12 protein-coding genes are annotated in these 12,475 nt (G+C 48.4%); 3 read left to right on the plus strand and 9 right to left on the minus strand.

Going from position 1 to position 12,475, the window contains the following annotated elements; translation table 11 throughout:
- Window positions 1–13: 13 nt before the first annotated feature.
- Both J2X05_RS08130 and J2X05_RS08135 read right to left on the minus strand, forming a co-directional pair.
- On the minus strand, window positions 14–946 hold the full coding sequence (locus tag J2X05_RS08130; protein ID WP_310071056.1) for an electron transfer flavoprotein subunit alpha/FixB family protein: 933 nt from the start codon (window positions 944–946) through the stop codon (window positions 14–16).
- Window positions 943–1,692, minus strand: coding sequence for an electron transfer flavoprotein subunit beta/FixA family protein (locus tag J2X05_RS08135; protein ID WP_310071058.1), 750 nt, complete (start codon window positions 1,690–1,692; stop codon window positions 943–945). Before J2X05_RS08135 ends, J2X05_RS08130 begins: the two co-directional genes overlap by 4 nt.
- Before the next feature lie 109 nt (window positions 1,693–1,801).
- Here J2X05_RS08135 and J2X05_RS08140 point away from each other — a divergent pair, with 109 nt between their 5' ends.
- Window positions 1,802–2,740, plus strand: coding sequence for a LysR family transcriptional regulator (locus J2X05_RS08140; RefSeq protein WP_310071061.1), 939 nt, complete (start codon window positions 1,802–1,804; stop codon window positions 2,738–2,740).
- A 7-nt stretch (window positions 2,741–2,747) separates the two neighbouring features.
- On the plus strand, window positions 2,748–4,400 hold the full coding sequence (locus J2X05_RS08145) for an electron transfer flavoprotein-ubiquinone oxidoreductase (RefSeq protein ID WP_310071063.1): 1,653 nt from the start codon (window positions 2,748–2,750) through the stop codon (window positions 4,398–4,400).
- A gap of 60 nt (window positions 4,401–4,460) precedes the next feature.
- Here J2X05_RS08145 and msrA read toward each other — a convergent pair whose 3' ends face one another.
- The 7 genes from msrA to J2X05_RS08180 form a co-directional block, all read right to left on the minus strand.
- On the minus strand, window positions 4,461–5,102 hold the full coding sequence (gene msrA / locus J2X05_RS08150; protein WP_310071065.1) for a peptide-methionine (S)-S-oxide reductase MsrA: 642 nt from the start codon (window positions 5,100–5,102) through the stop codon (window positions 4,461–4,463).
- 101 nt (window positions 5,103–5,203) lie between these two features.
- A complete protein-coding gene (gene sohB / locus J2X05_RS08155) occupies window positions 5,204–6,289 on the minus strand; it encodes a protease SohB (RefSeq protein WP_310071068.1) in 1,086 nt (361 codons plus the stop codon).
- Between the two features lie 51 nt (window positions 6,290–6,340).
- A complete protein-coding gene (locus J2X05_RS08160; RefSeq protein WP_310071071.1) occupies window positions 6,341–6,994 on the minus strand; it encodes a peptidoglycan DD-metalloendopeptidase family protein in 654 nt (217 codons plus the stop codon).
- Window positions 6,995–7,021: 27 nt separating this feature from the next.
- Complete coding sequence (gene nudC / locus J2X05_RS08165) at window positions 7,022–7,897, minus strand: NAD(+) diphosphatase (protein WP_310071073.1); 876 nt, start codon at window positions 7,895–7,897, stop codon at window positions 7,022–7,024.
- Between the two features lie 2 nt (window positions 7,898–7,899).
- The gene (locus tag J2X05_RS08170; RefSeq protein ID WP_310071075.1) at window positions 7,900–9,603 is read right to left on the minus strand and encodes a FimL-related protein; all 1,704 of its coding nucleotides are present in this window, start codon (window positions 9,601–9,603) and stop codon (window positions 7,900–7,902) included.
- A gap of 213 nt (window positions 9,604–9,816) precedes the next feature.
- Complete coding sequence (dnaQ, locus tag J2X05_RS08175) at window positions 9,817–10,530, minus strand: DNA polymerase III subunit epsilon (protein ID WP_310071077.1); 714 nt, start codon at window positions 10,528–10,530, stop codon at window positions 9,817–9,819.
- A 51-nt stretch (window positions 10,531–10,581) separates the two neighbouring features.
- A complete protein-coding gene (locus J2X05_RS08180) occupies window positions 10,582–11,454 on the minus strand; it encodes a methyltransferase domain-containing protein (protein ID WP_310071078.1) in 873 nt (290 codons plus the stop codon).
- Between the two features lie 146 nt (window positions 11,455–11,600).
- Here J2X05_RS08180 and gloB point away from each other — a divergent pair, with 146 nt between their 5' ends.
- On the plus strand, window positions 11,601–12,389 hold the full coding sequence (gene gloB, locus J2X05_RS08185; protein ID WP_310071357.1) for a hydroxyacylglutathione hydrolase: 789 nt from the start codon (window positions 11,601–11,603) through the stop codon (window positions 12,387–12,389).
- The last annotated feature ends 86 nt before the right edge of the window (window positions 12,390–12,475 follow it).

Genomic DNA, 12,475 nt, shown 5'->3' on the forward strand with positions numbered 1-12,475 from the left:
TACCATCGAATAGTTAGCTTTGTTGTAACGCCGAATTCAATTCAGGCAAGACCGTAAATAAATCTGCCACCAAACCATAATCAGCATGCTTAAAAATGGGAGCATCTGGGTCGTGATTAATCGCCACAATTATTTTACTGTCTTTAATACCAGCAAGGTGTTGCATTGCACCGGAAATCCCAACTGCGATGTATAACTCAGGCGCAATGATGGTGCCCGTCTGCCCCACCTGTAAATCATTAGCAGCAAATCCTGCATCAACACACGCGCGAGTTGCACCGATTGCTGCATCTAACTGCACGGCGATAGGGTCCAGCAACGCATTGAATTCCTCGCCTAAACTGCGGCCACCAGCGATCACAACACGCGCCGAATTTAACTCAGGGCGTTCAGAATGGGTAAGTTGTTCGCTAATCCATTGACTGATTCCACGCGCTGGGGGCACATCAATAGTGAAAATTTCTGCATCACCACCGCGAGTGATTGCACGATATGTAGTAGCGCGCACAGTGATAATTTGCACAGGCTCATGATTTTCAATGGTGGATAAAATATTACCCGCATAACCGGGGCGCACATAAGTTGAGGGAGCTTTAATTTCAATAACATCGGTGATGGGTGCGATATCCAAACGTGCAGCAATGCCCGGCACCACACTTTTACCCAGCACACTGTGTGCACTCAGGATGTGAGTGTATTGCTTAGCAATGCTTAAAACCAATTCCTGCACATCTTCCACCAGCGGATGCAGTAAGTGCCCTGCTTGTGCAGTCAGTACACGGCGCACACCAGCCAATTGTTTTGCTTCTGCTGCAACAGCTTCCACATCATCGCCATACACTAATAAATCTATCGGCAATTGCCAGGCCGCAGCGGCGGTCACCGCTTGATAGGTAGATGGCTTTAATTGTTTACCTTCGCGTTCTGCCAACACTAATACACTCATTGCAACACCTCCGCTTGACGCAATTTCGCAACCAATTCCTGCACATTGGCCAATTGGATTGCGCCGGGTTTTTGTTGTGGCTCACGCGAGCTAATGACACTAAAGCGTGGCACGAGATCAACATCCAACTCGCTCACCGAGATAGTTTCAATCGCTTTTTTCTTGGCCATCATCAGATTGGGTAATTTGATAAAGCGCGGCTCATTCAAACGTAAATCCGATGTAACAACTGCTGGTAGTTTTACCGAGAGGGTTTGCGTTCCTTTATCCACTTCACGTGTCACTACAACGTGATCGTCATTAAGCTGAATCGTTGATGCAAAAGTACCCACACCTACACCGAGTAATGCCGCGAGCATCTGCCCGGTTTGGCCGTAATCCTCACCGACCGCTTGTTTACCGAGGAAGATAAGTTGTGGTTGCTCGCGAGCAACTATCGCTTTTAATAGTTTGGCTACCGCAAGGGGTTGTAGTTGCGCGTCAGTTTCGATCAAGAGGGCGCGATCAGCGCCCAAAGCGTAGGCATGGCGCAAGCTGTCTTTAGCCTCAGCACCACCAATTGATACCGCAATGATCTCACTCACCTGCCCGCGCTCTTTTAAGCGCACCGCTTCTTCCAGTGAGATCTCATCAAACGGGTTGATCGCCTTTTTCACTTGGGCGAGCTCTACCTGCCCGGTTTCGGTATGGATATTGGGTTTTACGTTGTAATCAATGGCATGTTTAACCGCGATCAATACTTTCACTGCGAGTCTCCATCAAAAGTCAGCAAGATGCTTGTTGATGTCCATTCTATTTCGCGCTAGCATATTTGTTAAATTGATAATCCATATTTTATATATTCACAGAGTAGATATGAGATATACGCTGCGCCAACTAGAGATCTTTGTGGCCATCGCCCGCACCGGAAACGTATCCCGTGCGGCAGAAATGGTCGCTTTATCCCAATCCGCCGCCAGCACCGCGCTGGCCGAATTGGAGCGGCAGTTTGATTGCCAACTCTTTGACCGCAACGGCAAGCTGCTTAAACTCAACGCTTTGGGTAAAACCCTGTTACCTGTTGCGAGCAGCTTGCTCACCCAAGCGGGCGAAATCCAGCAGCTATTGGAGGGAAAGTCGGCGCTGGGGGATTTGAATGTCGGCGCGACCCTCACGATCGGCAACTATCTGGCAATTATGATCATCAGCGAATTTATGCAGAATCATCTGGATTGCCATATCGCGCTGCAGGTAAAAAATACCCAGGCGATTTTGCAGCAGGTTGCAGGCTATGAATTAGATTTAGGATTAATTGAAGGCAGCTGCCATCACCCAGAGCTGCAAGCAGAAAGCTGGATTGACGATGAGCTCGCGGTATTTTGCGCACCCTCCCATCCGCTCGCCACTAAAAGTGCAGCAACAATAGATGAGTTGTTAGCGGCCACCTGGATATTGCGCGAGCAAGGTTCGGGTACTCGCGAAACCTTCGATCAGGCATTGCGCCACTATTTACCTCAATTAAAAATTCGTTTGGAACTGGAACACACTGAGGCAATTAAACGCGCGGTAGAATCCGGACTGGGCATTGGTTGCATTTCACGCTTGGCCGTGCGCGATGCATTCAAGCGCGGAAGCTTGGTAGAAATTAAAACACCCATGTTGGATTTGCGTCGCCAATTTATGTTTGTGTGGCATAAAAACCGTTACCAAACACCAGCGATGATTGCCTTTCTCGATTATTGCCGCACGCTCACCGCCAATATAAAACGCAGTGACGAAATACGTTTAACGTCTTCTATCACCTCTTCTGTCTGAGTTTGTTATGACCCAACGCGATCAAATGCAATATGACGTAGTGATTGTCGGTGCCGGCCCTGCGGGCCTTGCTGCTGCCATTCGTTTGAAACAACTTGCCAGTGACCAGGGGCGCGACCTGAGTGTTTGCGTGTTGGAAAAAGGCGCTGAAGTCGGTGCGCAGATTTTATCCGGCGCAGTGATTGACCCTATAGCATTGAATGAATTAATTCCCGATTGGAAAAGCAAAGGCGCACCTATCACAACAGAGGTGAAACAGGATCAATTCCTATGGCTGACTGAAAATAACCATTACAAAATTCCCGCTGCGGTCTTACCGCCGCTAATGAATAATCACGGCAATTATATTGTAAGCCTTGGGCAAGTCTGCCGTTGGTTAGCAACGCAAGCAGAAGAATTAGGCGTAGATTTATTTCCTGGTTTTAACGGCAGCGACATTCTCTATGGTGATGATGGCCGTGTTAAAGGCATTATCACCGGCGATATGGGCGTTGCACGCGATGGAAGCCATAAGAATACGTTTTCTGCCGGAATCGAATTACATGCTTGCTATACGTTGATAGCAGAAGGTACACGGGGATCACTCGCAAAATCGCTGGAGCAAAAATTTAATTTGCGCGCGAATGCCGAGCCGCAAAAATACGGCTTAGGGTTTAAAGAAGTTTGGAGTATTGACCCGAGCCAACACAATGAAGGCTCGGTGCTGCATACACAGGGCTGGCCGCTGGATAACCACACCGGCGGCGGCGGATTTTTGTATCACCTGACTGACAATAAAATTGCGCTGGGTTTTGTGGTGCATTTAAATTACCGCAATCCTTATTTAAATCCCTTTGAGGAATTCCAGCGTTTTAAAACCCATCCGGCCATTAAACCTTTATTACAGAATGCCAAACGACTTTCTTATGGCGCGCGCACCATTAATGAAGGCGGCGTGCAATCGCTACCGGAATTAATCTTCCCTGGTGGCGCGTTGATTGGTTGTTCCGCGGGTTTTGTCAATGTGCCAAAAATTAAAGGTTCACACAATGCAATGAAATCCGGCATGCTCGCGGCGGACACTATTATTGCCGCTCTGGCGCACGACCAATACGAGCCGCTATTGCATGCGTACCCGGAAAAAATTCGCTCCTCATGGCTGTGGAAAGATTTATATAAGGTGCGCAATATCAAACCGGCGCTTTCGGCATGGGGGAATATTGGAGGGACTTTATACGGTGGTGTGGATATGTGGCTGCACTCACTTGGCATTACCCTTCCGTGGACGTTAAAACATAAACAGGCGGATCATGAAACACTGGTTGCGGCAAAAGATGCGCAGCCCATTAATTATCCTGCGCCAGATGGGAAAATCACCTTTGATCGTTTGGCGTCAATTTATTTAGCCAATATCCAACACGAGGAAGATCAACCAGTTCATTTACAATTAGCCGATACCACTATACCGATTGCGACGAATCTCGCGCTTTATGCAGCACCTGAACAACGCTATTGCCCGGCGGGCGTGTATGAAATTATCGAAAAAGATAAAACATCGCGCTTGCAAATCAATGCCGCCAATTGCATCCACTGCAAAGCCTGTGACATTAAAGATCCCACACAAAATATTACCTGGGTGCCACCTCAGGGTGGCAGTGGCCCCTATTACGAGGCGATGTAATATTTATTCAACAGTAATAGATACCCGCGCTCGCGGGTATGACGATGATATTTAACACGATTAAAAATCGTCAGCGTAGCAAACACCTGTACCGCCCAAACCGCAGTAACCACCGGGATTTTTATGCAGGTATTGTTGATGATAGGTTTCAGCGTAATAAAATTCGCTGGCGGGTAAAATTTCGGTGGTTATCTCGCCGATATTTTTTTCATTTAAGGCGGCCTGATAAGCCGCTTTTGTCTGCTCAGCCAATTCGCGCTGTGCTTCATTAAAATAATAAATACCCGAGCGATACTGGGTGCCACGGTCATTACCCTGCCGCATACCCTGGGTTGGGTTGTGCGATTCCCAAAATACCTTTAATAATTTTTCCAGTGAGGTTTCTTTGGGATCAAAGACCACTAATACAACTTCATTGTGCCCGGTTAAACCACTGCACACCTCTTCATAAGTTGGGTTTGGCGTATAACCTGCTGCATACCCCACCGCCGTTGTATAAACCCCCGGCTGCTGCCAAAACTTGCGCTCCGCCCCCCAAAAACAACCCAAGCCAAATACAATCTGTTCATGTCCATCGGGAAACGGCGGTTTGATAGTCGCATTCTTTACAGCGTGTTGATTATCAACACGCATAACATCTTCCCTGCCCTTCAAGGCTTGGTCGCGTGCGGGCATTTGGAGTTTGGTGGTTGAGAAAATCATTGATTGCTCCCGTCATATTCAGACAAATACTTTTATACAAACAAAAAGGTATGCAAACAAAAACGGTGCCCTCAGGCACCGCTCGCAGTCAAAACATCAGGTTAGAACCAGCGGCTGATATTCAGCCGCTCCCACCAGGTCATTAATAATCTGTCTACTGCAGCTTGGGCAGCAAAGCCCAGTTTTTCAGGCAGGGATTTTTTGTAAGTGAATTCAACTTCATAAATATCCGCATTCTCAGCTTGAGCGAATAAATATTCATCACTGGTTTGCAATTCATCAATTAGGTTGACTTCTATTGCACGACGGCCGAACCATACCTCACCCGTAGCAACTTTTACTACATCAACCTGTGGGCGATGTTCACTGACAAATTCCTTAAACAGAACATGGGTGTCCTCCAGTTCTTCTACAAATTTTGCGCGACCTTTCTCGGTGTTTTCACCAAACATGGTCACTGTGCGCTTGTACTCGCCAGCGGTAAACATTTCATAGTCAATATCGTTTTTCTTGAGCAGTTTATGGAAGTTGGGTAGCTGCGCAACTACACCGATAGATCCAAGGATTGCAAAAGGTGCGGCAACAATTTTATTGGCCACACAGGCCATCATATATCCACCGCTGGCAGCAACCTTATCAACGCATACTGTGAGTGGGATATTTTTGTTGGTAATACGCGCCAACTGACTCGATGCCAAACCATAACTATGCACCATGCCACCACCGCTCTCTACTTTTACGACCACTTCATCAGTAGGTTTAGCGAGGGTTAAGACGGTGCTGATTTCTTCCCGCAGCGATTCCACTTCGGAAGCTTTAATATCACCGTAAAAATCCAACACGAAGATACGCTTTTTCGTTGTCTCTGCGGCATCACTGGCGGTTTCGTCAGTTTTGGTTTTTGCCATTTCTTTGGCAGCTTTCTTCTTTTGTGCCTTCTCTTCTTTTAAGCGTTTCTTTTCCGCTTTTTCAAACTCTTTGTACTCTTCGTCATCCAACATGGCATCGCGCAAGGAGTCGCGCAGGTGATCAAACTTCTCATTGAGTTTGGTCACCTCAATATGCCCTTTATCTGACTTTTTGTTACGCCCACCCATTGATACCGCAACTGTAATTATGACAACAATGGCCGCAACGAAGGTGATCGTCTTGGCGAGAAACAAACCGTACTCTGTTAAAAATTCCAAAGGGTAAACTCCGTACAACTTTTAAATGAAATGAATCGGGGACAACAAAAATTAATTAAATTCTGCCACTGCTTCACGGGCAACTTCGTTTATGGGGCGCGCCACCAAACCGGTATTGGAAAGGCTGATTTCAAACAAAGCACCATCTTTCATCGGCAAGTAGGTAGCTGAGCCGTAAACGGCATCAACAACTGGCACCCATCCAGGATTGGAATGAAAAATTTTCCAAACATCAACACCGTACAAGCTGTCATGCACGGTGTAAGCGGTGCGCTTGGAGGTGGTTTCCTGCTCGATATCGTAATAGCGGCCACTCAAACGTTCGAGCCTGAATGCGGGCTTGAGACCAAAGGTAGAAAGATACCCTTTCCACTTCACAATACGCGCATCCAGTTGCCATTGGTCACCGCGTATCTCAACACGCTGCTCTTTGCCATCCTTATCGGAGAGCACCGCAAAATAATGCTGGTCTTCGATCTTGTCAAAGTTAATGGTGGCGACCACCTGCTCTTGCAAGACTTGCTTGTAGCTGTAGACATCATAAGCAGTTAGCGCCACTAGTGTGCCTGCAGCCAGCAATGCCAAACCAAACATCCCCCGGCAAAAACCGACAAACCAGGAATTTTTCCAGAGGAGGCTCACCGCGTTATACGCTAGATAGGCAGCAATAAGACCAATAAGAATCGCCAGTAAGGTAAAAATCATAAATGTCCTACCTGTGTTAACAGCTTGTTATTGTTTATGGTGAGGGTTGATTTGACGCAAGCGCTCGATGTGATGAGCGATCAATTGCCCCGCTACACTAGCGGGTGCTGGCGTCTGAGGCAACTGGTCGTAACGGAACCATTTCGCATCCACAATTTCCGTAGGGTCAATATGGATATCGCCCCCCTCATATTCTGCAAAAAAGCCGAGCATTAATTGGCTGGGGAATGGCCAAGGTTGGCTGCGGAAATACTCCAACTTGCCGACTGTTACACCTACCTCTTCCAAAATTTCGCGGCGAACACACTCCTCGACACTTTCCCCTGCCTCCACAAATCCTGCCAGAGTTGAATACATCACCCTTGTAGAGCGTTGATGATGTGCAAGCAACAATTCTTCTCCGCGAGTAACCAGTACGATCATACAAGGGGATATGCGCGGGTAAAAACGGAGTTCGCACGCACTACAGACTTTGGCCCGGTCGACATCATCCTGCAAAGTTTCGCGCGCGCAACGGCCGCAGTAGCGATGATCATAAAACCATTGCGCGACCTGCAGGGCGCGCCCCGCCAACTGAAATTCACTTGCCGATAAAATCTCTAGCTGCGAACGCAAACCGAGCCACTGATACTCCCCAGGCAAAACACCGGAAGCAAATACCTTGACCCACAAATCCTCGCCGTTGAGGACACCCAAATAGTGCTCACTTGCGAGAGTTAAACCAAAGTCTTGCAGATGCGATTCATTGGCGAGCAACAAATGACCATAGGTATCGCAAAGCAGCTGGTCGCAGCGATAAGCAGGCGATGCCGCGACAATAATAAAACGCCGGTTGCGGGAAACAACCGGCGCTATAGTGGAGGCGTGAAATTCAAATGAAGCGGGATCAAAACGGAAAGACATGATTAGACGTTGTAGCCCAGCGCTTGCAAACTCTCTTCGGCAATTTGCAATACACTGGTATCAGCATTTTTATCAAGCTTGATTGCATCGAGATAATATTCAAGGCTGATAACTGCATCGGCAAAAGTTTCTAACAGATGTTGCACTGCGGGATGCTGATCCGAAGCCAATAAATCCTCATCGACAAAACGCATGCAACCTGCAAGTACGTTCGCCGCGCGCGACAACCCCAATAAGAACATACCACCGCGCACTGAATCCAGTATGCCGGAAATATTGCGGATATGGCCTTTGTCGTAATTGGATTCTGCAAATGCGGTAAGCGCACGCTTGACCATCGACAAACCAGCTTCCGCCTCATCTATAACGATTTTTTCAGCTTCAGCGATTTGGTTATTGGCCATTGCCGCATCGCGCGACAGCGCATTGATCTGTGCCACTTTTTCATCAGACAGATTGGCGTTATGCAATCCGGCAATAGTGCTTTCGACGTATAAAAGGGTATCGGCAACCACCAGCAATTCATCGGGTGTGACAGGTGTATGATTGGCTTGCCATACAGCGATCTTTTCGATTTCTTGTTTGAGGCTATTGCTTGGCGATACCAGACCCACAATCGATAAAATATCGGCCACTTTTTTAAGGGTTTCCAATAATTCTGGCGATTCGCTCAAAAGTTCAGCGCCGCCCTGCGCAGCGCGCTCGAGAATATTTTTGGTGCTGTGCAACTCGTCGGTTAACACAGCGACCATCGAACTGATGGTATTGGCGCTGGGGCCATTGAGGAACTCCATTTCACGTGCAAGTTCTGCCTCGGTGTAACTTAACGATGGCATACCGTAAGCAGACAAAACGGTTTTGGAAACCTCCTGCTCAGAATGAGAGAGCGCAAGCAAGTAAACCAATTCTTTTTGCAACGCTGGCTCTACTTCGCGAGTGAAGACAGCTTTACCTTCAAACTGAAACCGCTTTATTTCTCGCTCGATTGCACTGAGAAGCATTTTGCGGCTTTTGGTCAGGCGCATATTTTTTTCAGCGAGTGCTGCCAGTGTAGCGCTGCTCAACCACCAGAAGTTGCTGAGCACACTGCCAGCGGCAGCAGCTTCCAAGCGTTGCAATGCACGGGTCATCATGCCCAGCGAGGCTTTTGTTTGCACATTTTTAAGGACGTTCAATAAACCGGTTTGGTACATGTGGCGCAAGCGGCGCACCAGCACACTCAAATCTTCCGGCAATTGCTGCGCAGCAACCAAACTGCGGTTCGCTTTTACAGAGGGCAACGGATAAAAATAACTTTCCGGCAGCGGCGCCACCTTGCGGGCCAGACGCAATTCATTTATGTGGGGAATCAACAGCATCGCCATGCTGCGCGCGGTTTGTGTGCAGTATTCAAGATAGCGCGGCAGGATAAAAAAGCTGGATGTCAGCAACTCCAATTTCGCATCAGTTTTTTCGTCTTCACCCAAGGTGATATCGGTAATGTGGATGACCAGCTCTTCGGCCAACAAATCCACACCGCGCAGCTGGATCAAACTGAGGATGCCGCGAATTTGTTTGATACCATCAATACAGTTTTGCAGCAGCTCGCCGTTGTTGCGATCTTGCGAAAACTGCTCCAAGCGGATGGCCGATTGCTCAATGGTGGCAACCAGTTCGTCCTGAACCATTTTGAGGGAGGCGAGATTTAAGGTTTCTGTTGTGCTCACAATAACATCCTGGCGTTTGTCTCTTAACGGGTTGGGGCTCGCACACAACGGCGGCAAGCCAAGCAATACATACAAGTCACATTGACTCTATACCATGTTTGGCCTTATTTCACCGCTGCCGCACAAATAAGCGGGGCAAGTCCGGGAGATTGCCAAACATCTCTCACTTGATCATTTTTTCTACTTGGTATGCCAACGGAATTTTTCCGCTGCTTATTCGCGCAGCCAAACGCAATTGTCGCCACTACTTTTAGCAATCACCGCCAATTTTTGTTCGTGTAATACCAGCTCTTCTTCCGTGGCCAAAATAACCGGCAAGGGCTTGCGACCGGGCGCCAGTCTACGCAGCTCATTTTGGTCGCCGCCATCTTCGTTTTTGGATTGGTTACCACCAAGGGATAAGGCAGTCTGGCCGCCGGTCATTAAAAGATAGACGTCGGCCAAAATTTCGGCATCGAGCAAAGCGCCGTGCAACTCGCGCTGGGAGTTATCAACACCATAGCGTTTGCAGAGCGCGTCCAGGTTGTTCTTCTGACCGGGATGCTTGGCGCGCGCCATCAACAAAGTATCTATGACATGGCAGCGGTCGCTGATGCTGCCAAAACCCGGGCGCAGCATATTCATTTCGTAATTGAGGAAGCCGATATCAAACGCGGCGTTATGGATGATCAATTCCGCATCGCCAATAAACTGCAAAAACTCATCTGCAATACGTGCAAACACCGGTTTATCTTCCAACATGGCGTTGCTAATACCATGCACAGCCTGTGCGCCTGCATCTATCTCACGTTCGGGTTTTATGTATTGATGGTAGTGGCGGCCCGTGAGGCGGCGATTGAATAACTCTACGCAGCCGATTTCAATAATCCGGTGCCCCTGGGAGGTTTCCAAGCCGGTAGTTTCAGTATCCAGTACGATTTGACGCATGTTCTTAAACCTTAGGTCAGGTCTTAAAAGTAACCCTGTAGTTGGGTGTATTCATCGTGGCGACAAAAGACGAAAGTGCGAACGCAAACCGGGCGCGGGGCCGAGGATCCGTGTCACCGCCAAACCGCGCAAGGGGCGGTATTGTTGCCATGCAGGTTTAATGGGGATCAGCGGGATATGATCCTTGCGCGCGACCACCATATAAAATCCACCCCAAGGCAAGCGCAGCCTTTTACCCCAGCGCTCCAGCCAATGCAAATGTTTAATCGCATTTTCCTGTGGTAACGGCGGCCGGAAAAAACCTTGGTAGACCGCAATCGGCTCCATATCCAACAGCTTCAACCAGTCCATCAAACGACCTAAACGCAAATATTGAAAGCGCCAGCGCGGTTGGGATTTCACAATACGCGTCAGACTCGCACACAATCCCCAGAGGCTCCAGGGATTAAATCCAACCACAATTAAGTGCCCCTTGGGAATAACGATGCGTGTTGCCTCGCGTAATAAATGATGGGGGCTTTGGCTGAAATCGAGACTATGGTGGAGCACGACCGCATCGATGGATTCGGCCGCAAGCGGCAAGTGATTGAAATCTGCCAAGGCACCCAGCTGCTGGTTATCTTTGTGCAGCGTATCTTCAAGTTGGGGATGCAATACAAAGCGGTGGGAGATACGGCACTCTCCCGTCAAGTTCACTCGCCCACTGATTCCGAGTTGCAACAGATGGTACCCAAACACACACTGCAAACCATCGGAAATTGCCTCCTGCTCTTCTTCCAGCAATGCACGCCCAAGCGGAGATTCAAACCAATCGGTCAAGTCACCAATAGACTCCCGCATGGGCAATACACCGAAACGCTTTTTCCAGATGGCGGAAAAACGGATTAGTAATCGATGCGGTGCTTTGATCAACTTACGATGCATTTTTCGCGCTCATCATCTACTGCAAGTGCTCTTATATAAGGCTGACAACAATCTAGCACAAGAGCCAGGGACAAATTAGCGTTAAAACATACCGCAGGAGAGGCGTAGAATAGTGGGCACCATTTTAGCGAGGCGCCAGCGTGCTAATGATTACCCCGATTCCCGCACTCGACAGCAATTATTTTTGGGTGATTCAGCCTAGCGCTGATACAAACGCTGTCTACGTGGTAGACCCAGGTGATGCCGCGCCGGTTATCGATTACCTTGTCCGCAATCAGTTAACACTGGCTGCCATTCTTATCACCCATCGTCATCACGACCATATTCAGGGAATCGCAGGTTTGCTGGAGCGGTGGCCAGTGCCCGTTTACGGCCCTGACTCAGAATTCATCCCACAAGTAACCCACAAACTCAACGATGGCGACTTACTGCAGTTAGCAGGAATTACATTCAGGATCATTGGCGTGCCTGGTCATACTTGGGAACATATTGCCTATTTCTCGTCTTCATGGAATGAAATATCACCTCCGCTACTATTTTGCGGTGACGCACTTTTTGCAGGTGGTTGCGGAAGACGATTTGATGGCACTGCTGAAATTATGTGGAATTCCTTGCAAAAACTTGCAGCGCTTCCTGACGACACCCAAATTTATTGCGCCCACGAATATACCCAAGCCAATCTGGCATTTGCCGTCGCGGTAGAGCCTGATAACCAGGAACTTTGCGCCCGCTTTGAGCAGGTCAAACAGACCCGAGCGCAAGGCGGTATCACCCTGCCCTCGAATATTTTGCTGGAAAAACGAACAAATCCGTTTTTGCGCTGTCAACACCCTGGCATCAAAATCTTCATTGAAAACGAAATGCACCAAATACCGGAAACATCAGCAGAGATATTTGGTGCTCTGCGTCTAATCAAAGACACTTGGCCCAATTGAAAAACGCTTTGCCAAACTAAATAGGATAAGCACCGCAAACAAATTCCCGATCAGCTCTCAAGCAGGTTGTGACCGGCTGCCCTTAT

The sequence above is a fragment of the Cellvibrio fibrivorans genome, from assembly GCF_031457055.1.
Lineage (GTDB): Bacteria > Pseudomonadota > Gammaproteobacteria > Pseudomonadales > Cellvibrionaceae > Cellvibrio > Cellvibrio fibrivorans.

What these genes read in the sequence shown, in the direction of transcription:
- J2X05_RS08130 (WP_310071056.1), bottom strand. Translation starts at nt 946, where the DNA reads ATGAGTGTATTAGTGTTGGCAGAACGCGAAGGTAAACAATTAAAGCCA.
- J2X05_RS08140 (WP_310071061.1), top strand. Translation starts at nt 1,802, where the DNA reads ATGAGATATACGCTGCGCCAACTAGAGATCTTTGTGGCCATCGCCCGC.
- J2X05_RS08145 (WP_310071063.1), top strand. Translation starts at nt 2,748, where the DNA reads ATGACCCAACGCGATCAAATGCAATATGACGTAGTGATTGTCGGTGCC.
- msrA (WP_310071065.1), bottom strand. Translation starts at nt 5,102, where the DNA reads ATGATTTTCTCAACCACCAAACTCCAAATGCCCGCACGCGACCAAGCC.
- J2X05_RS08160 (WP_310071071.1), bottom strand. Translation starts at nt 6,994, where the DNA reads ATGATTTTTACCTTACTGGCGATTCTTATTGGTCTTATTGCTGCCTAT.
- nudC (WP_310071073.1), bottom strand. Translation starts at nt 7,897, where the DNA reads ATGTCTTTCCGTTTTGATCCCGCTTCATTTGAATTTCACGCCTCCACT.
- dnaQ (WP_310071077.1), bottom strand. Translation starts at nt 10,530, where the DNA reads ATGCGTCAAATCGTACTGGATACTGAAACTACCGGCTTGGAAACCTCC.
- J2X05_RS08180 (WP_310071078.1), bottom strand. Translation starts at nt 11,454, where the DNA reads ATGCATCGTAAGTTGATCAAAGCACCGCATCGATTACTAATCCGTTTT.
- gloB (WP_310071357.1), top strand. Translation starts at nt 11,601, where the DNA reads ATGATTACCCCGATTCCCGCACTCGACAGCAATTATTTTTGGGTGATT.